General features: G+C 67.6%; 24 protein-coding genes. 18 read left to right on the forward strand and 6 right to left on the reverse strand.

Annotation, left to right across the window (positions count from 1 at the left end; translation table 11 throughout):
- Positions 1 to 3: 3 nt before the first annotated feature.
- Positions 4 to 414, reverse strand: a complete 411-nt coding sequence (locus AC1Q7Q_RS20285) for a MerR family transcriptional regulator (protein ID WP_492375109.1) — start codon at positions 412 to 414, stop codon at positions 4 to 6.
- A gap of 150 nt (positions 415 to 564) precedes the next feature.
- Entirely contained in the window at positions 565 to 1,482 is a 918-nt protein-coding gene (locus AC1Q7Q_RS20290; RefSeq protein ID WP_492375108.1) for a LysR substrate-binding domain-containing protein, read from the reverse strand.
- A 232-nt stretch (positions 1,483 to 1,714) separates the two neighbouring features.
- Between AC1Q7Q_RS20290 and AC1Q7Q_RS20295 the strand changes: the two genes are divergently transcribed.
- From AC1Q7Q_RS20295 to AC1Q7Q_RS20320, 6 genes are all read left to right on the forward strand, one after another.
- On the forward strand, positions 1,715 to 2,692 hold the full coding sequence (locus AC1Q7Q_RS20295) for a Bug family tripartite tricarboxylate transporter substrate binding protein (RefSeq protein ID WP_150984157.1): 978 nt from the start codon (positions 1,715 to 1,717) through the stop codon (positions 2,690 to 2,692).
- Between the two features lie 70 nt (positions 2,693 to 2,762).
- On the forward strand, positions 2,763 to 4,388 hold the full coding sequence (gene ggt, locus AC1Q7Q_RS20300) for a gamma-glutamyltransferase (RefSeq protein ID WP_492375107.1): 1,626 nt from the start codon (positions 2,763 to 2,765) through the stop codon (positions 4,386 to 4,388).
- A 173-nt stretch (positions 4,389 to 4,561) separates the two neighbouring features.
- Positions 4,562 to 4,960: a thiol-disulfide oxidoreductase DCC family protein gene (locus AC1Q7Q_RS20305; RefSeq protein WP_492375106.1), complete on the forward strand. Its 399-nt coding sequence runs from the start codon at positions 4,562 to 4,564 to the stop codon at positions 4,958 to 4,960.
- Positions 4,961 to 5,080: 120 nt separating this feature from the next.
- A complete protein-coding gene (locus AC1Q7Q_RS20310; RefSeq protein ID WP_492375112.1) occupies positions 5,081 to 5,941 on the forward strand; it encodes a PhzF family phenazine biosynthesis protein in 861 nt (286 codons plus the stop codon).
- A gap of 96 nt (positions 5,942 to 6,037) precedes the next feature.
- The gene (locus AC1Q7Q_RS20315; protein WP_492375105.1) at positions 6,038 to 6,685 is read left to right on the forward strand and encodes a pyridoxamine 5'-phosphate oxidase family protein; all 648 of its coding nucleotides are present in this window, start codon (positions 6,038 to 6,040) and stop codon (positions 6,683 to 6,685) included.
- A gap of 4 nt (positions 6,686 to 6,689) precedes the next feature.
- Positions 6,690 to 7,307, forward strand: coding sequence for an FMN-binding negative transcriptional regulator (locus AC1Q7Q_RS20320; protein ID WP_492375104.1), 618 nt, complete (start codon positions 6,690 to 6,692; stop codon positions 7,305 to 7,307).
- A gap of 53 nt (positions 7,308 to 7,360) precedes the next feature.
- Here AC1Q7Q_RS20320 and AC1Q7Q_RS20325 read toward each other — a convergent pair whose 3' ends face one another.
- Complete coding sequence (locus AC1Q7Q_RS20325) at positions 7,361 to 8,800, reverse strand: CoA transferase (protein ID WP_492375103.1); 1,440 nt, start codon at positions 8,798 to 8,800, stop codon at positions 7,361 to 7,363.
- Between the two features lie 214 nt (positions 8,801 to 9,014).
- Here AC1Q7Q_RS20325 and AC1Q7Q_RS20330 point away from each other — a divergent pair, with 214 nt between their 5' ends.
- The 8 genes from AC1Q7Q_RS20330 to AC1Q7Q_RS20365 all read left to right on the forward strand — a co-directional run bounded on the left by AC1Q7Q_RS20330 (position 9,015) and on the right by AC1Q7Q_RS20365 (position 14,362).
- Entirely contained in the window at positions 9,015 to 10,793 is a 1,779-nt protein-coding gene (locus tag AC1Q7Q_RS20330; protein WP_492375102.1) for a glutamine--tRNA ligase/YqeY domain fusion protein, read from the forward strand.
- Positions 10,794 to 10,797: 4 nt separating this feature from the next.
- Entirely contained in the window at positions 10,798 to 11,016 is a 219-nt protein-coding gene (locus AC1Q7Q_RS20335; RefSeq protein WP_043348411.1) for an RNA-binding S4 domain-containing protein, read from the forward strand.
- Positions 11,017 to 11,095: 79 nt separating this feature from the next.
- Positions 11,096 to 11,479, forward strand: coding sequence for an MAPEG family protein (locus AC1Q7Q_RS20340; protein WP_492375101.1), 384 nt, complete (start codon positions 11,096 to 11,098; stop codon positions 11,477 to 11,479).
- 11 nt (positions 11,480 to 11,490) lie between these two features.
- Positions 11,491 to 12,093, forward strand: coding sequence for a YceI family protein (locus AC1Q7Q_RS20345; RefSeq protein WP_492375100.1), 603 nt, complete (start codon positions 11,491 to 11,493; stop codon positions 12,091 to 12,093).
- Between the two features lie 145 nt (positions 12,094 to 12,238).
- Positions 12,239 to 12,550, forward strand: coding sequence for a hypothetical protein (locus AC1Q7Q_RS20350; RefSeq protein ID WP_441634391.1), 312 nt, complete (start codon positions 12,239 to 12,241; stop codon positions 12,548 to 12,550).
- 18 nt (positions 12,551 to 12,568) lie between these two features.
- On the forward strand, positions 12,569 to 13,273 hold the full coding sequence (locus tag AC1Q7Q_RS20355; protein WP_492375099.1) for an alpha/beta hydrolase: 705 nt from the start codon (positions 12,569 to 12,571) through the stop codon (positions 13,271 to 13,273).
- A 96-nt stretch (positions 13,274 to 13,369) separates the two neighbouring features.
- Complete coding sequence (locus AC1Q7Q_RS20360) at positions 13,370 to 13,918, forward strand: YaeQ family protein (protein ID WP_043348422.1); 549 nt, start codon at positions 13,370 to 13,372, stop codon at positions 13,916 to 13,918.
- A 96-nt stretch (positions 13,919 to 14,014) separates the two neighbouring features.
- On the forward strand, positions 14,015 to 14,362 hold the full coding sequence (locus AC1Q7Q_RS20365; protein ID WP_006162999.1) for an FKBP-type peptidyl-prolyl cis-trans isomerase: 348 nt from the start codon (positions 14,015 to 14,017) through the stop codon (positions 14,360 to 14,362).
- Between the two features lie 120 nt (positions 14,363 to 14,482).
- On the opposite strand, the gene AC1Q7Q_RS20370 is transcribed toward AC1Q7Q_RS20365, so the two are convergent.
- Complete coding sequence (locus AC1Q7Q_RS20370; protein ID WP_043348426.1) at positions 14,483 to 14,803, reverse strand: hypothetical protein; 321 nt, start codon at positions 14,801 to 14,803, stop codon at positions 14,483 to 14,485.
- Positions 14,804 to 14,902: 99 nt separating this feature from the next.
- Entirely contained in the window at positions 14,903 to 15,793 is an 891-nt protein-coding gene (locus AC1Q7Q_RS20375) for a DUF1223 domain-containing protein (RefSeq protein ID WP_492375098.1), read from the reverse strand.
- Between the two features lie 125 nt (positions 15,794 to 15,918).
- Between AC1Q7Q_RS20375 and AC1Q7Q_RS20380 the strand changes: the two genes are divergently transcribed.
- Complete coding sequence (locus tag AC1Q7Q_RS20380; protein WP_253928705.1) at positions 15,919 to 16,623, forward strand: gamma-glutamylcyclotransferase; 705 nt, start codon at positions 15,919 to 15,921, stop codon at positions 16,621 to 16,623.
- 16 nt (positions 16,624 to 16,639) lie between these two features.
- The gene (locus AC1Q7Q_RS20385) at positions 16,640 to 17,443 is read left to right on the forward strand and encodes an ankyrin repeat domain-containing protein (protein ID WP_492375097.1); all 804 of its coding nucleotides are present in this window, start codon (positions 16,640 to 16,642) and stop codon (positions 17,441 to 17,443) included.
- A 57-nt stretch (positions 17,444 to 17,500) separates the two neighbouring features.
- On the opposite strand, the gene AC1Q7Q_RS20390 is transcribed toward AC1Q7Q_RS20385, so the two are convergent.
- Positions 17,501 to 19,216 carry a long-chain fatty acid--CoA ligase gene (locus tag AC1Q7Q_RS20390; RefSeq protein ID WP_492375096.1) on the reverse strand — a complete coding sequence of 572 codons (1,716 nt, stop codon included), beginning with the start codon at positions 19,214 to 19,216 and terminating at the stop codon, positions 17,501 to 17,503.
- Positions 19,217 to 19,476: 260 nt separating this feature from the next.
- Here AC1Q7Q_RS20390 and trxA point away from each other — a divergent pair, with 260 nt between their 5' ends.
- Together trxA and AC1Q7Q_RS20400 are read left to right on the forward strand one after the other, a co-directional pair.
- Positions 19,477 to 20,322, forward strand: a complete 846-nt coding sequence (gene trxA / locus AC1Q7Q_RS20395; RefSeq protein ID WP_492375095.1) for a thioredoxin — start codon at positions 19,477 to 19,479, stop codon at positions 20,320 to 20,322.
- 65 nt (positions 20,323 to 20,387) lie between these two features.
- Positions 20,388 to 20,777 (forward strand): cupin domain-containing protein, encoded by a 390-nt coding sequence (locus AC1Q7Q_RS20400; protein WP_492375094.1) that lies wholly within the window; start codon positions 20,388 to 20,390, stop codon positions 20,775 to 20,777.
- The last annotated feature ends 4 nt before the right edge of the window (positions 20,778 to 20,781 follow it).

A 20,781-nucleotide genomic window follows, 5' to 3' on the forward strand; every position in this document is an offset into this window, starting at 1 on the left:
GAGTCAAGGCTGCGGGCACGCCATTGCGTCGTGCGGCGGATCGCTAGCCGCTTCGCGCGCTTCGCCACGGCCAAGGCACGCACGGATTTCCGCGCCGATCTCGCCAAGCTCTGCGTCCAGCTTGCGCAACCTGTGGATTTCTTCGCGCAGGCTCGCGCGCTTGCTGTCGACCTGCTGCACGAGCCGGTGCCAGTCCGGCTCCCCCGCGCCCGCATCCATCACCGGGAGCAGCTCGGCCAGGCGAAAGCCCAGGGCCTGCGCCTGCCGGATCAACCCGACCTGCCTGACTGCGTCGTCCGCGTAGACGCGGTATGAGCCGGCGCGCGTGACCTGCCCTAGCAAGCCAAGCGATTCGTAGTGGCGGATCGCCTTCGGCGACGCGCCCGTGCGCCTGGCAATTTCTCCGATGAACATCCCCGTTCCTCCTTGCATTGGTATTGGTACGAAAGCACGAAACGCCAGTGGCATCCGGCGGCTTGCCCTGGCTTGGCTTATGGCGCGAACCTTGGGCGCGAACCTTGCCGCAAGCGCCTCAAAGGGTAAGGCTTGCCCTTAGGGGCAGAGTCAAGCCCCCCCGAGGTGCCTTTCGCCAGTGCCAGGGGCATCGAACAGGCCTGCGCAGGCGTCCCGCACGGCTGCCGTGACGTGGCGGCGCGCCTGGTCGCGCCGCTCCAGCATGCCGATGGTGCGCAGCACCGGCGCGCCGCCGATTTCCAGCGGCAGGATGCGCAGCGCTTCGTCCTCCAGCCAGCGCGCACGCTGCAGCAACGGCACCACGGTCACGCCGACCTGCTGACGCACCAGTTCGACGAGCGCCTCGATCGAGTTCAGCTCGAGGAACTCATTGACGCGCAGATGCGCGCGGCGCAGCGCCCGCGCAACCAGCATGCCGGTGCGCTGGCCGCGGTCGAAACGCAGGAAGGGGTTGGCCGCCAGCGCTTCGCGCGCGTTCGCGCCCAGGCTGTCGCGCCCGGCAATCGCCACCAGCGGCTCCTGGTAAAGCGGCGTCCACACCAATGTGCCGGGCAGGCGGCCCGCCCCTTCCACCAGCATCGCCGCGTCCAGCTCACCGGACTCCACCTGCGCCGCCAGTTCGATCGACTTGGCGCTGACCAGGCGCACGTCCAGCGCCGGGTATTCGCGCTTCATGCGCGCCACCACATGCGACAGGCCGCCCATGACCGACACCACCGCGCCCACCGCTACCGCGCCGGCCATCGCGTCCGGCGCTTCCGGGGGCAAGCGCATCTCGTCGTAGAGCGCGAGCATGCGGCGCGCCTGCGGCAACAGCTCGCGCCCACCGGCATTGAGCGCCACCACCCGGCCGCCCCGGTCGAACAGTTCGCGGCGCAGTTCCATCTCCAGCGCGCGCATCTGCAGGCTGACCGCGGCCTGGGTCAGGGCGACTCGCTCGGAGGCGGCGGCAAAGGAGCCGTGGTCGGCCACGGCAACGAAGGTGCGCAGGAAACGGATGGTGCTCATGGGGAGAACGTCATGATGTGTGGCTTGGTGCGTGGCTTGGCGTATGTCTTATTCGGCGCACTAATACTTAAGAAAACCTTTAGACATAAGAAAGAAATATTAGCTTTCATTATGATGACCTGCACGGAATAATTGATCCGCAGCACCGCCTGGCAGCATCCGCGGCGGGGTGTGTTGCCCGAGGGCCGGCCCCGGCCTGCGTTTGCCTTGCTTCCCCGATCCGGAGATCACCATGAAACACTGGCTGCGCCTCTTTGGCACGAGCCTCGCCACGGGACTTGCGCTGAGCGCCGTCCCGGCACTCGCCGACACCTACCCGAACAAGCCGATCCGCCTGATCGTACCGTTCCCGGCCAGCGGCGCGACCGATTTGCTGGCTCGCGCCATCGCGCAGAAAGTGGGCACCAACATGGGCCAGCAGATCGTGGTCGACAACCGGCCCGGCGCTGGCGGCGCCATCGGCTCCGACATGGCCGCCAAGGCCCCGGCCGACGGCTACACGCTGCTGATCGCCACTACCAGCACGCATTCGATCGGGCCGTACATCAACACGCGCCTGCCGTACAACACCGAGACCGACTTCACGCCGATCGGCCAGGTGGCCATCGCCACCAACGTGCTGGTGGTGCCGAACAGCCTGCCGGTGAAGAACGTCAAGGAGCTGATCGACTACGCCAAGAAGCATCCGGGCGAGCTGAACTACGCGTCCAGCGGCAATGGCACCGTGGTGCACCTGACCGCCGAAGCCTTCAAGGCGCAGGCTGGCGTATTCATCACGCACATCCCGTATCGCGGCACCGCGCTGGCCGTGCCCGACCTGATCTCCAACAAGGTGCAGATCCTGTTCGACAGCATCGTCTCGGGCCTGCCGCACGTGAAGGACGGCAAGCTCAAGGCGCTGGCCGTGACCAGCCTGAAGCGCTCGCCGCTGGCGCCCGAGATCCCGACCGCCAGCGAGTCCGGCCTGCCCGGCTTCGAGTCCGATACCTGGTTCGGCATCTATGGCCCCAAGCAGATGCCGGCCGAGCTGGTGAACCGCCTCAACGCCGAGTTCAACAAGGCGATCCAGGCGCCCGACGTGAAGGAGCGCCTGGGCAAGCTGGGCGCGGAACCCGTTGGCGGCACGCCGGCCCAGTTCGCCGCTATGGTCAAGAAGGACAGCGCGCGCTGGGGTAAGCTGATCAAGGATCGCAAGATCACCGTGGAATAACGTACGAACGCTGGCAAGCCCGCCGCGGCATTGCGGCTAAGCGCTGCCAGCGCATCGAACCGAGACAAGCATGCAGAACTTCAACTGGACCAATCCCTACCCTTCCGTGCGCATCCCGCTGTTCGCGCGCAACGTGGTGTCCACCTCGCACCCGCTGGCGGCGCAGGCCGGCCTGCGCATGCTGCTCAAGGGCGGCAACGCCGTCGATGCAGCCATCGCGGCGGCGGCGGCCATCACCATCGTCGAGCCGGTCTCGTGCGGCCTGGGCAGCGATGCTTTCGCGATCCTGTGGGACGGCAAGGAAATGCATGGCCTGAACGCTTCAGGCGTAGCGCCGGCGGCATGGAGCCCCGAGTATTTCAAGAGCAAGTACGGCACGGACGCCAACGGCATCGCCAAGCGCCCCGTGCGCGGCTGGGACGCCGTCACCGTGCCGGGCGTGATCGCCGGCTGGGCCGCGCTGCACGAGCGCTTTGGCAAGCTGCCCTTTGCCGAGCTGATGGAGCCCGCCATCGAGATCGCCGAGCGCGGCTATGCCGTGCCGCCGGTGGTGGCGCACAAATGGGCCGCCGCCGTGCCGGAACTCAAGGACCAGCCTGGCTACGCCGAGGCCTTCATGCCCAATGGGCGCGCACCCAACGTGGGCGAGAAGTTCACGCTCAAGGCTGCCGCCGACACGCTGCGCAAGATCGGCGCCAGCAATGGCCGCGCCTACTACGAAGGCGAGATCGCCGAGAAGATCGTCGCCTTCAGCAAGGAATGCGGCGGCGCCATGACGGCCGACGACCTGCGCAACTACAAGCCGGACTGGGTCAAGCCGATCAGCAAGGCCTATCGCGGCTACGAGCTGCACGAGATCCCGCCGAATGGCCAGGGCATCGCCGCGCTGGTGGCGCTGGGCATCCTTGACCAGTTCGACATGGCCGCGCTGCCGGTGGATTCGGTCGAGTCGCAGCATCTGCAGATCGAGGCAATGAAGCTGGCTTTTGCCGATCTCTACCGCTACGTGGCCGACCCTGGCAGCATGGAAGTCACGCCCGAGCAGATGCTGGACGACGCATACCTGAAGTCGCGCGCCAAGCTGATCGACATGGAGCGCGCCACGCACTTCGATTTCGGCATGCCCAAGGTCGGCGGCACCATCTACCTGACCGCCGCCGACGAGAACGGCATGATGATCTCGTTCATCCAGTCGAACTACATGGGCTTCGGCTCCGGCGTGGTCGTGCCGGGCACCGGCATCAGCCTGCAGAACCGCGGCGTGGGCTTCTCGATGGACCCGAAATCCCCCAACGTGGTGGCCGGCGGCAAGCGCCCCTTCCACACCATCATCCCGGCCTTCCTGACCAAGGACGGCCAGCCGGTGATGAGCTTCGGCGTGATGGGCGGCGACATGCAGCCGCAGGGCCATCTGCAGACCGTGGTGCGCATGGTGGACTACAACCAGCAGCCGCAGGCCGCCTGCTGCGCACCGCGCTGGAAGGTCAACCGCGACTTCACGCTGGACGTCGAATCCACCATGGATCCGGCGGTCGTTGCTGGCCTGAAGGCTCGCGGCCACCAACTCAAGTCGGTCGACGACCCGTACATGGATTTCGGCTCGGGGCAGTTTATCTGGCGCCTGTCGGATGATGCCGAGCATGGCTATGTGGCCGCCAGCGACAGCCGGCGCGACGGGCAGGCCGTAGGGTTTTGAGTACCCGTAAGTAGCACTGGGAGCGCCCGCCGCAAGGCGGGCTTTTTTTTTGGCTGTGCACCGCCAGTGCAGATCACCTTGACGTGGCGACCGATCTCACCTTAAATTTCTGTATTGACAGAAATTACTGACAAAACGCAAGCCAGATCGCACCACGTGGAGGAGAACATGACATGAGCACGCCCGCACTGACGCTGTTCTTCGACGGCAGTTGCCCGCTCTGCGCCGCCGAAATGCGGCGCATGGCCAGGCTCGACCGCCACGGCCGGCTGGGATACCTCGACATGCGCGGCGAGGGCTTCGATCCCGCGGCCTATGGCACCACCTTCGCCGCCATGGATACGGCACTGCATGGCGTGCGCGCCGACGGCCAATTGCTGGTTGGCATCGACTGCATCGCCGAGAGCTATGCGCTGATCGGCCTGGGCTGGCTGGTGTGGCCGCTCAGGCTGCAGGCTACCCGCCCGGCGTGGCAGCACCTCTACCGCTGGTTTGCGCGCAACCGCTATCGCGCCAGCCGGCTGCTGGGCTACGGCTGCGCGGACGGCATCTGCACGCCGGGCCGGCGCTAAGCCGGGCGCCTCATCCGACTGTCTGCAACTGGCCTGCTTGCCATGGCGACGACTGTGCATGGTGTGCGCCGCGTAGGGCACTACACTGAGGCCTTCACCTTTGCTTTCGCCCCGGCCGCCATGACCACCTACGCTTTCCGCCTGCTCAACGTCTTCGCCGAATCCACCTTCGGCGGCAATCCCCTGTGCGTGTTCGAGGATGCGCGCGGGCTCGATACGGCCACCATGCAGGCCCTGGCACTGCAGTTCAACCTGTCCGAAACCACCTTCATCCTCCCCTCCGAGCAGGCCAGCGCGCACGTCCGGATTTTCACCACGGGCTACGAGATGCCCTTTGCCGGCCATCCCACGCTGGGCACCGCCCATGTGGTGCGCGACCTGGCCACTACCGGCGACGCGCTCACGCTGGAGTTCAAGGCGGGCGTGGTGCCGGTGACCGCGCAGGGCGACGTGTGGACCTTCACCGCGCCGCATGCGGGTGCGCCCAGGACCGCGCCGGCGGGCCTGCCGGACGCGCAGATGGCATCGCTGCTCGGACTCGCCGAGACCGACCTGCTGGCGGCGCCGATCTGGGTCGACACCGGCGCCGACCAATTGATGGTGGCCGTGAAGAGCGTGGATGCGGTACGCCGCGCGCAGCCTGACAGCGCACGCCTGGCATCCTGGCCGCAGAGCAGCCTGGGCCGCAAGACGGCTTACGTCTTCGCGTTCGACCCGACCCGGCCGGGCCAGGTGGTGTCGCGCTATTTCTTCACCAAGCAAGGTGGTGGCGTGGCCGAGGACCCGGGCACCGGTTCGGCCTGCGCCAACCTGGGCGGCTGGCTGATCGCCAACGACCACGCGCTGCCGGCCGCCTACCAGGTCTCGCAGGGCGAGGCGGTCGACCGGCCGTGCACGCTGCGCCTGGAGGTCACCGGCGAGCAGGCCATCCGCGTGGGCGGGCGCGTGATCGAGCTGGGACGCGGCACCATCAACCTGTAACACGCAGGACTGCGGCGTCAACGCGACAAAGGGCGCGCTACTGCGTTACAGTGAGCGTCTGCTAGGTCTTCCCAACGCCCTGACGAGCGCCCCCACATGCGCCACCCACATGCGCCAACCGACATGACCACGCCGCACGCCCTGACCACGCTGGCCGAGCTGGAGGCCCACTACGCCGAAGCCGGCGAAGCCTCGCTCGCCAAGGAAGTCGACTATCTGCACCCGCACTACCGTGCCTTCGTCGAGGCCGCCCCGCTCTGCCTGCTGTCCACGGTGGGCGCAGAGTACGCGGAAGTCTCCCCGCGCGGCGATGCGCCGGGCTTTGTGCAGGTGCTGGATGAGCGCACGCTGCTGCTGCCGGACCGGCGCGGCAACAACCGCCTGGACAGCCTGCGCAACATCATCACCGACCCGCGCGTGGGCCTGCTGTTCGTGATCCCGGGCGTCAACGAGACCATCCGCGTGGCGGGCACCGCCCATGTCTCGGTGGACCCGGCGCTGATCGCGCGCTGCATAGTGGATGGCAAGGCGCCGGCCACCGTGCTGGTGATTTCGATCCAGTCGGTGTTCTTCCAGTGCGCCCGCGCGCTGGTGCGCTCCAAGCTGTGGGCCCCGGAAACACAGGTGGCGCGCAGCAGCCTGCCGAGCAACGGCACCATCCTCGCCGCCGTGAGCCAGGCGCCCTTCGACGGCGCCGCCTACGACGAGTCGCAGCCCGCGCGGATGAAGCAAACCCTGTATTGATCCCATGTACACGCCATCCCACTTCGCCAGCATCGAAAGCGACGCCATCGACGAGGTCATGCGCCGCTACCCCTTTGCCACGCTGATCGGCAACGACGCCGACGGGCTGCCGTTCGCCACCCACCTGCCGGTGGTGGCCCAGCGCAGCGGCGACGCCTGGCAGATCGAAGGCCATATGGCGCGTGCCAACCCGCACTGGCGCTGGCTGGAGCAGACGCCAAGCGCCCTGCTGGTGTTCCAGGGGCCGCATGGCTATGTGTCGCCATCGTTGTACGAACAAAAGCTGTCGGTGCCGACCTGGAACTACGTGGCCGTGCATGTGTACGCAGAGATCGCCACCATCCATGACGCCGGCGCCAAGGATGCGCTGCTCAAGCGGTTGATCGCGCAGAACGAGCCCGGCTACGCTGCACAGTGGCGTGCGCTGCCGGAGGATTTCCAGCAGAAAATGCTGGGCGCCATCGTGGGCCTGCGCATCGTGCCCACGCGCATCGAAGCCAAGTTCAAGCTCAGCCAGAACCGCCCGGAGGGCGACCGCGTCCGCATTCTCGCGGCCCAGCGGGAAGGCAACCCCATCGAGCGCGACATGGCGGACTGGATGGCGCGCATGACTGGCGCCTGAAGAACGCCCGAAGCCCCCCTCACGGCCAGCTTCGAACCCAGCCCATGCGCTGCTCAGGCGCGCGGCAGCCACTCAGGCGCATGCGTGCCCAGGGGCACCGACGGCAGCGCCCAGTACGCGGGCGTCTCGGACAAGCGTCCCGCGTGCGACACCGCGCGCAATTCGCCAAAGCCCGACGGCAACGTCACCAGCAGGTCTTCCACGTCCTCAAAGCACTGGTCCGGCGCCTGCAACCCGCCCTCGACCCGGCCCAGGCCGCGCAACCACTGGCCTACCTGCGCCAGCGACACCCGCACATGCCAGCTGCCGCCCTCGGCCACACGGCGATGCAGCCCGGCCATGGCGCCAAGCGCCAGCAGGTAGCCGGCCGCATGATCCAGCACTTGCGCCGGCAGCGGCAGCGGCTCCTCGCTGCGCGCCGCGAACGCCTCGGCCTGATTGAAACCGCTGGCAGTCTGCACCAGCGAATCGAAGCCGCGCTTGCCAGCCCAGGGACCCACATGTCCATAGGCACTTAGCGTCACATAGACTATGCCCGGGCGGGCGCGGGCCACCGCCTCCGGCCCCACCCCCAACTCCGCCAGCCCCTGCGGGCGATAGCCCTGGATCAGCACGTCGGCGCCGTGCAGCAGCTTGTGCAGCGCGCGCTTGTCGTCGGGGTCGCGCAGGTCCAGCTGGCAGGCGCGCTTGCCGCGCCCGGTGTCGATCACCAGCGGGGCGATGCTGGGCAGGTGGGCCGCGCTCACCTGCAGCACATCGGCTCCGTGCGCGGCCAGCGTGCGTCCGGCTACCGGCCCGGCGATGACGCGGGTGAAATCCAGCACGCGCACGCCGCACAGCGGGCGCGCGCCGGCCGCGGGCAGCGCGGCAAGCGGCTGCGGCGGCGCTTCGCCGATGCGCTCGATGGTGAGTGGCGGCATGCCGTGCAACGCCTGCCCCTGCGGATGGCGGTCCCACTCGTCGAAGCTGCGCAGGGCGGCCACGACCAGGCCAGCCTCGGAGGCGGTGGCCTCGAAGGCCTCGGCGTCCCATTTCTGCAAGGATGAGCGCACCGCGGCGGGATCGTGCGGGCAGCCCAGGATGCGCAGCACGCCGTCCCGATGATGGGGAAAATTGGCATGCACGCGTACCCAGCGGCCGTCGCCGCAGCGGTACAGGCCAGACACCTTGTCGCGGAACTCCGGCGCGGGCTCGCCGCCCACGCGCAGGTAGCGCTCGCTGCGGAACTCGGCCACGGCGTGGCGCATGTCGACGGCCACGTCCTGCCAGCGCCCGCTGCGCTGCTGCCACAGCATGGCGGCGGCCAGCGCCGACGCGCCCAGGCTGGCCTGGGCGGCCGTGCCCACGGCGAACGACGACGGCAGCACCGGATCGGCACCGCTGAGCTGCAGCCGGTCCAGGGCTGCGGCTGGCAGCCCGGCGGCCAGCCAGAGCCCGGCGACGGCCTCCAGCGGGGTTGGGCGGGTGGCTTGGGAAATCGTTGGCGTCGGCATGGCGGCAAGGCTCCACAGGGCGGGTGCGCTCTCTCCATCCTAGGCCGTGCCGGGTGTTTTTGCGCCCGTGCGCGGAGTTTGCACGACTCTGGTCCCCGGCACGGTAAAATCACCCGATCCGGCATTCCGCCATGCAATCGAGCAGCGCGGCAGGCTGCGCGCCAGACTCCGGCCGCCGCCCCGCCTCCTGACTTAACCGCCCACCGGCGCCACCATGAGCAACGACCCCAAAGCCAACGACAGCACGACCGCCGCATCCAATTTCCTGCGCAGCATCATCGACCAGGACCTCACCGCCGGCACCTACGCCGGCCGCCAGGATGCCCAGGGCGAGCCGTTGCCCCCCGTCATCACCCGCTTCCCGCCGGAGCCCAATGGCTACCTGCATATCGGCCACGCCAAGAGCATCTGCGTGAACTTCGGCATGGCGCGCGATTTCGGCGGCCGCTGCCACCTGCGCTTCGACGACACCAACCCGGTCAAGGAAGACACCGAATACGTCGATTCCATCATCGACGCGGTGCACTGGCTCGGCTTCAGCTGGGACACCACGGCCAAGGACGGCAGCAAGCAGCCGCACCTGTATTACGCCAGCGACTACTTCGACCAGCTCTACGCCTTCGCCGAAAAGCTGATCGAGCGCGGCGTCGCCTACGTGGATAGCCAAAGCGCCGAGCAGATCGCCACCAACCGCGGCGACTTCTCCCGCCCGGGCACGCCTTCGCCGTACCGTGACCGCAGCGTCGAGGAAAACCTGCAGTTGTTCCGCGACATGCGCGACGACAAGTACGCCGACGGCGAGCACGTGCTGCGCGCCAAGATCGACATGAACGCGCCCAACATCGTGATGCGCGATCCGGTGATCTACCGGATCCGCCACGCGCATCACCACCGCACGGGCGACAAGTGGTGCATCTACCCGATGTACGACTTCACCCACTGCATCTCGGACGCGCTGGAAAACATCACACATTCGCTGTGCACGCTGGAGTTCGAGAACAACCGCCCGCTGTACGACTGGGTGCTGGCGCAGCTGCGCGAATGCGGCGTGTTCAGCGAGCCGCTGCCGCACCAGTATGAGTTCGCCCGCCTGAACCTGACCTACGCCATCACCAGCAAGCGCAAGTTGCTGCAACTGGTCACTGAAAACCGCGTGGACGGCTGGGACGATCCGCGCATGCCTACCATCGTGGGCGTGCGCCGCCGCGGCTTTACGCCCGAATCGATCCAGTTGTTCTGCGAGCGCATCGGCGTGGCCAAGTCCGATAGCTGGATCGACATGAGCACGCTGGAAGGCGCCGTGCGCGACGACCTCGACGCGCGCGCCGCGCGTGGCGCCGCCGTGCTGGACCCGCTCAAGCTGATCCTGGACAACTACCCCGAAGGCCAGAGCGACGACTGCACGGCGCCGGTGCATCCGAAGAAGCCGGAGCTCGGCATGCGCGTCTTCCCGCTCACGCGCGAGCTGTGGATCGAGCGCGACGACTTCAGCGAAGCGCCGCCCAAGGGCTACTTCCGCCTGTTCGCGCCCAAGGAGGACGGCACCCCGGGCAGCAAGGTGCGCCTGCGCCACGGCTACGTGATCGAATGCACGGGCGTGGACCGCGACGCCGACGGCAAGGTCATCGCCGTGCACGCCAACTACCTGCCCGAGACCCGCAGCGGCACGCCGGGCGCGGACAGCGTCAAGGTCAAGGGCAACATCCATTGGGTCAGTGTGGCGCATGCCTATGAAGCCGAAGTGCGGCTGTATGACCGCCTCTTCAACGACCCGAACCCGGACGCCGGCGGCAAGAACTTCCTCGACGCGCTGAACCCGGACTCGAAGAAGATCGTCACGGCCTACCTGGAACCCGGCCTGGCGCAAGCCGCTCCGGAGGATCGCTTCCAGTTCGAGCGCCAGGGTTACTTCGTCGCCGACCGCGTGGATTCGAAGCCGGGCAAGCCGGTCTTCAACCGCATCGTCGGGCTGCGCGACAGCTGGGGGAAATAGGCCCATGCAAACCGTAACCTTCCCGCTGGAGGGCGAGCATATCGCCCTGAACGACCTGCTCAAGGTCGCCGGCGTGTGCGATAGCGGCGGCGCCGGCAAGGCGCTGGTGGCGGCCGGTGAAGTCTCGGTCGACGGCGCGGTGGAATCGCGCAAGACCGCCAAGATCCGCGCCGGCCAGGTGGTCAGCGTGGCTGGTGTGAAAATCCGCGTGGTGGCGGCCTGAGGCCGTCGCGTTCGCGAGCACGCCCGGCGGCCGCCCAGTCCGGTCGCCGGGCGTTTTCCTCCAAGCAAAGGAAATGACAATGCCGATCGCATTCTGGTGTGTGCTGCTGGCGGGGATCCTGCCCGTCGTGACGGTAGGCGTGGCCAAGGCGAGCGGACGCGCCTACGACAACCACGACCCGCGCGGCTGGCTGGAAAAGCAGGGCGGGCGCGCGCGGCGCGCCGACATGGCGCACCGCAATCACTTCGAGGCCTTCCCCTTTTTCGCCGCGGCCGTGCTGTGCGCCACGCACCTGCAAGCACCGGCGGCGCGCATCGATGAACTGGCGCTGGTCTTCCTCGCCGCGCGCATCATGTACACCGTGTGCTACCTGGCAGATCGCGCCACCTTGCGCACGCTGTGCTGGACCATCGGCTTCCTGTCGGTGATCGGTATCTTCCTGTTGCCGGTGTTCGTCCACTAAGGACACGCATCATGCGGCTTTCGACAACTGTCGCCTGCGCGCTCTGCCTGCTGACGCCGTGCCTGCCTGGCACGGTGCAGGCTGAGCCTGTCAACTTCGCGGTGGACCCGACGCACACCACGGTGTACTTCGCCGCCAGCCACTTTGAGCGGACCTCGGTGCGCGGGCGCTTCGGCAAGATCGATGGCCGCATCAGCTTTGACGAAGCCAGCGGCAGCGGCGCGATCGATTTCACGGTCGATGCCGACTCGGTCGATTCCGGCAACCGCACGCTGGACGGCATCCTGCGCTCAGCCCAGTTTCTCGATGCCCAGAATTTTCCCGTGGTCCGGCTACGCGCGAATCGCTTCGTGCGGGACGGGGACCGGCTGGTGGCCGTGGAAGGCGAGCTGACCCTGCACGGCGTCACGCAGCCGCTGCGGCTGGAAGCCGAGCGCTTCAGCTGCGGCGAGATCTCCCTGTTCGGCATCAAGCGCCACGTGTGCGGCGGAGACTTCCGCGCCGTGCTGTCGCGCAGCGCGTTTGGCATGACGCGCTTCCTGCCGGACGTGGGTGATACCGTGGTTCTGACCCTGTCGGTGGAAGCCACGCCGGCACTGCCGGCGCTGGAGTGATAGCCACGTCACGCTCGCCTTCCTGCCGCTGCGACATGTCGGCCCAGCGGCACCTGAAAACCGGAATTCTTCTGTAGAATCAGCGGTTTGCATTTTTCCGGCCGGCCCTTTCCCGGCCCCCTCCTGAACGGGGAACCCGAGAACAATGATCACGATTCAAGTTGGGGATGTGGTGGCGGCCTCGCTAGCCGCCGCGGGCGCCTGCCTGATCTGCAGCATCCCGATGGCCTTCCTGCGCAATTTCCCCGCGTGGGCGCTGCGCACCTATGGGCGCCGCGCGCTGCTGGTGCCCCTGATGATCCTGCCGGTAGGCAGCTGGCTGGCCAGCCTGGCCCTGTCGGGACAGATCGACAGCCCCGCCGGGCACGCCATGGTGATTGCCCTCGCTTTTCTCTGCCTGACGCTGGCGTCGGCGCTGCTGCGCTACTACCTGAGCGATTACAAGAAATCCCGCTGAAGCGCCGCCAGGCCCACCATGAGCACGCCCCTGCGCTTTGACATCGAGGCCGGCGCCGAAACGCTGGCCGCCGACCGCCTGGACGCCGGCAACGGCGCGAGCTGCCTGCTGCTGCACGGCGCGGGCACCAGCCACCGCGCGCGCTGGCTGGCCTTGCGCCAGGCGCTTGCCGCGCGGGGCGTGGGCAGCGTTGCCATCGATTTTTCCGGCCACGGCGAAAGCTCGGCGCGCACGCCCAACTCGCTGGCCAAGCGCCTGCGCGAGGCCCAGGCGGCGCTGGCGCACCTTGACGGCACCGCCCCCCGGGCCGTGATCGGTATCAGCATGAGCGGGGAAATCGCCGTGCGGCTGGCCGCCGACCCGCGCAACCATATCGGGCGGCTGCTGACGCTGGTGGGCGCCGCCTATGCCCCGGCCGCGTTCGAACTCCCGTTCGGCCCGGCCTTTACGGCAGTGCTGCGCACCCCCGGCAGCTGGCGCGCCTCGCTCGCCTTCGACCTCATTGCCGGGTTCCGCGGCCGCCTGACGCTGGTGCGCGGCGCCGAGGATGCGGTCATTCCGCCCGGCATCGCCGATACGCTCGCCGAACGCGCCGGCCTGGCCGAGCGCGTGGAGGTGATCGACCTGCCGGATACCGGCCACTTGCTGGGCGAGGCCTGGCAGAACCAGCCCGGCTTTGCCAACCGGCTGAGCACGATCGCGCTACGCGCCGTGGGCGCCTGAGCGCGCACTTGAAAGTCCGGCGCGAGATCGCCCCGCCCGATTCACGTATGATGCGGCCTTTCGCTTCTCGCAGCCTTTGCCGCCCCCGCTTCCTTCATGGCTCTTAAATCCACCATCTACAAGGCCGAACTGTCCGTCTCCGACATGGATCGGCCCTACTACGGCAGCCACGCCCTGACCATTGCCAAGCACCCGTCGGAAAACGACGCGCGCATGATGGTGCGGCTGCTGGCCTTTGCCTGCGAAGCCAGCGACACCTTGACCTTCACCCGCGGCCTGGACGAGCCCGACGAGCCGGACCTGTGGGAAAAGACCCTCACCGGCGACATCGCACACTGGATCGAGCTGGGCCAGCCCGACGAATCGCGCCTGAAGCGCGCCGCGGCCCGTGCCGATCGCGTCACCGTGTTCACCTACAATGGTGCGAGCGCGCGTGAATGGTGGAAGGGCATGGCCGGCAAGGCGGGCAAGCTGCGCAACGTGACCATTTACAATGTGCCGGCCGAGGCGGTAGAAGCACTTGCTGCCCTGGCCCAGCGCGCCATGCGGCTGTCGGTGACAATCCAGGATAGCGAGATCTGGGTCAGCGACGACGACCACAACGTCCGCATCACGCTCGAAGTCCTGCAACAACCCGCGGGCTGAGCCAAACCCGTTCAACCAATCCGCCCGGTGCGGCCGGTTTGCCGCCGGCCTCACCGAACCCGTGACCCTCGCTGATACAGCACAAGGAAGCCATCCATGAATACCACTCCCTCCGGCCTGCAATTTGAAGACACCGTCACCGGCGAAGGCGCCGAAGCCACGGCAGGCAAGCATGTCACGGTGCACTACACCGGCTGGCTCTACGAAAACGAGCAAGCCGGCCGCAAGTTCGACTCGAGCAAGGACCGCAACGACCCGTTCGTGTTCCCGCTGGGCGCCGGCCACGTCATCCGCGGCTGGGATGAAGGCGTGCAAGGCATGAAGGTTGGCGGCACCCGCCGCCTGGTGATCCCGGCCGAGCTGGGCTACGGCGCGCGCGGCGCGGGCGGCGTGATCCCGCCCAACGCCACGCTGCTGTTCGAAGTGGAACTGCTGGCGGTCTGATCGCCTGGCCGCCGCTGCGGCAGCGGCCGATCGCATCCATCCGCACCTTGCGCGGATCGCACAAGAAAGAGGGGCGCCCACCGGCGCCCCTCTTTGCATTGCGCCGCGGACAGGCCGCGATCAGAAACTGATCGCGGCGTTGCCCACGTCGACCCGGACCTTGTCGCGGTCCAGCAGGCGGGCGGCATGGCGGGCGTAGTCCTGGGCCCACGCGGCATCGCCGCTGAAGCGCTGCTCACCAGAGAACTTGGCCACGCTGAGGATCTTGTCGATCACCAGCACTTTGCCGACCGGACTGGAGGCCTGGCAATCGAGCTCGGCGTACTCGCGGTCGAACCAGCGCCAGCCAGCATCCTCGGTGACCGCCGCCAACTCTGCGTCGCCAATGGTGAAGCCAAATTCCTTGCCGGTACCGAAAACTACCGTGAGCGTGCGCGCCATAGCCTGTTCTCCTGGTTGATGCCCCATTGTAAAGACATAGCAGGCGATACCGCCACCTTGCCCGGCAGATAGTGCCAGTCCGCGACAGGAATCCCTGCGTCAGCCAGACAATTCGCAGCGCGGCGCCAGCACCGCCTGCGCCACCTCGGCGCCGGGCTGCTGCGCGAAGGCAACCCAGGCCAGCTTGTGCGGGTCGGCCCCGGTTGGCAGCGGCACGCTGCCCGACCAGGCCAGCCCCTCGGCCGGCACCGCGAAGGGGCCCAGCCAGAGCCGCACGACACGCTCATGATGCAGCGTGGCGCCTTGGTTCTCGCCGGCCTTCACCGACGACACCAGCCCGTCCTCGACCAGCGCGGCATAGGCCTGCAGTGGCCCGGAGCGGGCCGCGGGCGTCACGTTCAGCGCGACCTGCACTTGCCCGGCGGAGAGCGCCTGCCAGCCCAGCCGAAGCGAGGCGCCGGGCGCTTGCGCGTTGATCTCGGCGACGCGCGCCGCGACCTCGCCTGCATCGTGCCAGCGGCGCTGCTCGCGCGCGCCGACAAACACCTCGGGCGTATATACCGTATGACTGCCGACGGCGCTCGCCAGCGTGCGCTGGCGAGCGGTGAACACCGGGCTGGCAAAGCGGTCGCGCCAGCCCAGGCTGTCCCAGTAGTCGACGTGCAGCGCCAGCGCCAGTGCCTGCGAGGCCGGCAGCCGAGCGGCCTGCGTGCCGAGCCAGTGATCGGCCGGCGGACAGCTGCTACAGCCCTCCGAGGTGTAGAGCTCGATCAGCGCTAGCCGCTGGGGCGGGCTGTCGTGCAGGCATGCTGCCGGCACGGAGCCTGCCGTCGCGCGCACCGGGCCGGCCAGCGCGGCGAGCATCAGCACCGGTGCCCAGCGCACAGGCCAAGACCTGGGCTTGCAGGATTTCCGCGATGGGGTGCGCGGCCCGGCTGCCCGGTGCGCGATGGCATTGGCCTGCGCCCATTGTTCGAGATGCTTGTGCATGCTGGACCTCCGAAGGCTGCCTGACCGTTGTCAGTCGCATACAGCCTGCCGGACCTTACAGACATTTCTGCGTGCCATGTGGTTTCCATGCCGCCTGCCGCGCAGCTTTGGATTATGCTTGCATCATGGCCATCACCCGACAAGATCTCGAAACAGATCGGCTGCGTGCTTCTCTTTGCAGCACGCCGGTGGCTTCCTCGCTACTTCCCGAAGAAGCTTTCGAGCGTTCTCTGCGCGCTACGCTGGACCAGCGGCCGGATACGCCCGGGCTGGCCGGCGATGTCCTGCTGTTCGGCTATGGCTCGCTGATCTGGAACCCGATGGTGATTCACACGGACCGCCAGCTGGCTACCGTGCATGGCTACCACCGCGGCTTCTACCTGTACTCGCGCATCAATCGCGGCACCTGGGACGACCCGGGCCTGGTGCTCGCGCTGGACCGCGGCGGCTCGTGCCAGGGCGTCGTCTTCCGCATCCCCCATCACATGATCGAGCAGGAATTCCGTCTGCTGTGGCGCCGCGAGATGCTGACCGGCGCCTACCATCCCCGCTGGCTCAATGTGAAGATGAACGGCAGCCCGCGGCAGCGCGCCCTGGCCTTCGTGATGAACCGCGAGCACGAAGCCTATGCCGGACGCTTGCCGGACGACCGCGTGGTGGCCTGCCTGCGCCACGCCTGTGGCCTGTATGGCCCGGCCCGCGAGTACCTGCAACAGACGCTGCTTGGCCTTGCCACCAACGGGGTCGACGACCCCTACCTGGGCCGGCTCTGGCGCCGGCTGCAGGATACGGATGCCACGGCCGCACAGGCTGTCAGCGAACCCGCCTGACCCAGGATCGACCAGGATGCCACGCCCTGCTGCCCGCCCCCGCCGACTGGTGCTTGCCGAAGTGCTGGGGCTGACCGGATTGCTGATGGGCGGCGCGCTGCTGGCCGGACCCGGCGGATCGACGCTGGCGGCGCGCCCTGCCAGCAATGGCCCGGCCCAGTCATCGCCGCGCTCGCATGGGCAAGGCTCTGCGGGCTCCGCCGCTGCCGCGCACGATGGCGTTGGCGGGCTCGACCGCAATCTCCTTGCCGCGGCAACGCTGGGAGATCTCGAACTGGTCAAGCGCTTGCTGGCTTCGGGCGCTTCCGCCCAGGCCGCCGACGAACGCGGCCGCAGTGCCTTGCTGGTGGCGGTCTATAGCCGCCATACCGAGGTAGCCAAGGCGCTGGTGGCGGCGGGCGCCGATGTCAACCGCAAGGACATGGAATCCAACAGCCCCTTCCTGCTGGCCGCGGCCACCGGGCAGCTCGAGCTGGTGCAACTGGCGCTGGCGCATGGGGCCGACCTCAACAGCACGGACAGCTACGACAACACCGCCCTGATCGCCGCGTGCGAGCATGGCAATACCGAAGTGGTGAAGGTATTGTTGAAAGCCGGTGTGGCGGTCGACCATATCAACCGCCAGGGCTGGACCGCCTTGCTGGAGACCATCGTCATGGGCGACGGCAGCGCGCGGTATGAAGACACCGTGCAGTTGCTGCTGGATGCGGGCGCGGACGCCAACCTTGCCGACCGGGATGGCACCACCCCAACCCGGCACGCCCGCGAGCGCAGCTACAAGACCATGGTGAAGATGCTGGTGCGCGTGCGCGGGCACTGACGCGGGCACGGACGTGCCCGCGCATCCCGCCGATGCGACGCTACCCGCTCGGGCCACTCAGGCCGCTGGCTTCGACTCCGCGCTGCGCGCGTTCTCGCTTTCCTGCAGCGCGCGCCACATCACCTTGCCCGTGCCCGACTTGGGCAGCGCGTCGACAAACTCCACCACACGCGGGTACTTGTAGGCCGCCATGTTTTCCTTGGCCCATTCGATGATTTCCTCGGGCGTGGTCTTGCCCTTGGCATGTGTCTTGAGCACCACCACCGCCTTCACGGTTTCGCCACGATACGCATCGCGCGTGCCGATGATGCAGGCCTCTTGCACGTCGGGGTGCTTGTACAGCAGGTTCTCCACCTCTGCCGGCCACACTTTGAAGCCCGACGCGTTGATCATGCGCTTGAGCCGGTCGGTGATGAAGTAGTAGCCCTCTTCGTCCATGCGGCCCAGGTCGCCGGTACGGAAGAAGGTCTTGCCCTCGAATTCGATGAAGGCATCGCGCGTGGCATCCGGCTTGCCCCAGTAGCCCTTGAACACCTGCGGGCCGCACACGATGATCTCGCCAGTCTCGTTGACCGCCACTTCCTTGAGCGTGACCGGGTCGATCACGCGCGCGTCGGTATTGAAGGTGGGCACACCCAGGCACTGCAGCTTGGGCCGCTCGCCCGGATTGCTGTGGGTCGGCGCCATGGTCTCGGACAGGCCATAGCCTTCAATGTAATTAAGGTCGAACTGCTGCTTCAGGCGCTCTGCTACCGCCTGCGGCATGGCCGCGCCGCCGCCGCCGATATAGCGCAGGCTCGACAGGTCGAACTGGTCCAGGTTCGGGCTGCCCAGGAAGTCGATCACCATGGTCGGGATGTTGGTCCAGTGCGTGATCTGGAAGCGCGAGATCAGCCGGCCCGCGACTTCGCGGTCCCAGCGCGGCAGCATCACCACGGTAGCGCCGCTGTAGATCGGGCCGTTCATGCCGTACTGCATGCCGGTCACGTGAAACAGTGGCAGCACCGCCAGGATCGTCGATTCCGCGCCGCTACCGCTCCAGATGCCGCCGCCGATCACGTTATGCATGACGGAGCGGTGGGTGTGGATGCAACCCTTGGGAAAGCCGGTGGTGCCCGAGGTGTAGGGCATCACCGCCATATCGTCCGGGCCCGCGGTATGCGGGCCAGGCACCAGTTGCGCGGCAAGCGCCTCGGCCCAGGGGGTGGCGCCGGCCGGCAGCGGATGCTGCGTGGTCAGCCAGGCGCCTGGAGCGTCTTCGGGGTTCTCGTAGCTGGCCGGCAGCGCATCGCTGTATTGCGTGACCAGCAGGTGCTGCAGGCGCTGCTCGGGCGGCAACTCGTTATTGGCCTGCTCGGCGCCCATGGCCAGATCCGCGCTGCAGATCGCCACGCTGGCCTGCGCGTCGGTGATGTAGTGCTTGAACTCCTCAGACCGGTTCATCGGATTGACCGGCACGACCACGGCATCCGCGCGCAGGATCGCGTAATAGGCAATGATGAACTGCGGGCAGTTCTGCATATACAGCAGCACCCGGTCACCCTTCTTCACGCCGGCCTTTTGCTGCAGCCAGCCCGCCATGGCGCTGGCCTGGGCTTCCAGCGCCCGGAAGGTGATGGCGTTGCCGAAATACCGGATGGCCGCCTTGTCGGCGTAGCGATGGGCGGAGACCACCAGGTTGTACCAGAGCGAGGTCTCCGGCAGCACGATCTTGGTGGGCACGCGCTTGGGCCAGAACTGGAAATGCGGGCGCGCGGGCTGGGGGGTCTGCATAAAGGTCTCCTGTGCGGTCTATCCGACCTGGTCTTGGATGCGAGGCGAGAGATGAATTTGTCGAAACCAGCAATCAGTCAAGCAATATAACCGAACGACCGTTCTTTTTTCAATCCATCGCTTACCCTTGCCTGCGCCGGCATCCATGCCGCGCGGCGTGCAAAGGTTGCATTCGGCGGGGCGGTCCCAATATGAGACACAAGACGTCTTTGCGCGAGTGGAGCCATTCGCGCCGGCGTTCCACACTCCGAGGCCAAGCCATGAGCGACGTAACCCTGCAGAATTTTGACGCCGACGTGATCGAGACGTCGCGCCACATCCCCGTGCTGGTGGATTTCTGGGCCCCGTGGTGCGGCCCTTGCCGCACCTTGGGGCCGATGCTGGAAAAGCTTGAGGGCGAGGCGGCCGGCAAATGGCGGCTGGCCAAGGTGAACGTGGATGAGAACCAGGAGCTGGCATCGCATTTCGGCGTGCGCAGCATTCCCCACGTGGTGGCGTTCGCCGACGGCCAGGCGGTGGACCAGTTCACCGGCGTGCTGCCGGAATCCGGGCTGCGCGAGTTTGTTGCCCGGGTGATGCCCGACCCGGGAAGGGTGGCCCTGCGTGCTGCCCGCGACGCTGCCGGCGCGGGCGACCGCGAGGCGGCCAGGTCGGCGTTCCAGGCGGCGCTGGCATTCGATCCTGGCTTTGATGCCGCTCGCCTTGAATACATCGGTTTCCTGCTGGACGAGGATGCGCTGGACCAGGCCCAGTCGGAGTTCGGCATGTTGTCCCCCAACGCGGCCCAGGAGGACGGCTACGCTGCGCTCTGCACCCGGATCGAGGCCATGCGCGGTGCCTCGGACCTGCCCGACGCGGCCACCCTGGCGGCCCGTGTCGCCGACGCCCCCGGTGACCTGCAGGCGCGGCTGGACCTGGCGCGCGCGCTGATCGCGCATCGGCAATATGAGCCGGCGCTGGAGCAACTGCTGGCCATCGCGCGCACGGATCGCACCTTCGAGGACGATATCGGCCGCACGGCCATGCTGTCGGTATTCAAGCTGATGAGCGACCAGCCTGACGTGGTGTCGCGCTATCGCCGGCTGCTGGCCTCGGCGCTCAATTAAACTGGCGGGTGAACGCGGCGGGCCGGGCCCGCCGTTTTATTTCCCTGCAACCGCCCTGTTCCGCCGTGACTGCCTCCCCGCCCCGCCTGATCGACTTCCAGACCGACCCCGAACCGCTTCCCAGCCACGATCGCCCACGCCCGGACCGGCTGGTTGCCGGCAACCCGGACCGCACCACCTGGACGCACTACAGCGCCAGCCAGGGCGATTTCGATTGCGGCATCTGGGCTTGCGAGCCGGGCGCGTGGCGCATTGCGTTTCCGGCTGGCAAGGAGGAGTTCTTCCATGTCATCAGCGGCCGCCTGCGCATCAGCGACGACGCGGGCAACGCCCGTGAATTCGGGCCCGGCGACGCCTGCGTGATCCCGGCCGGCTTCACCGGCCTGTTCGAGGTGCTCGAACCGGTGCGCAAGCACTTTGTCGTGCTGGACCGGGCTGCCGCCGACGCCAGCTAGGCAA

It is taken from the genome of Cupriavidus sp. GW823-FHT07A04, assembly GCF_058794615.1.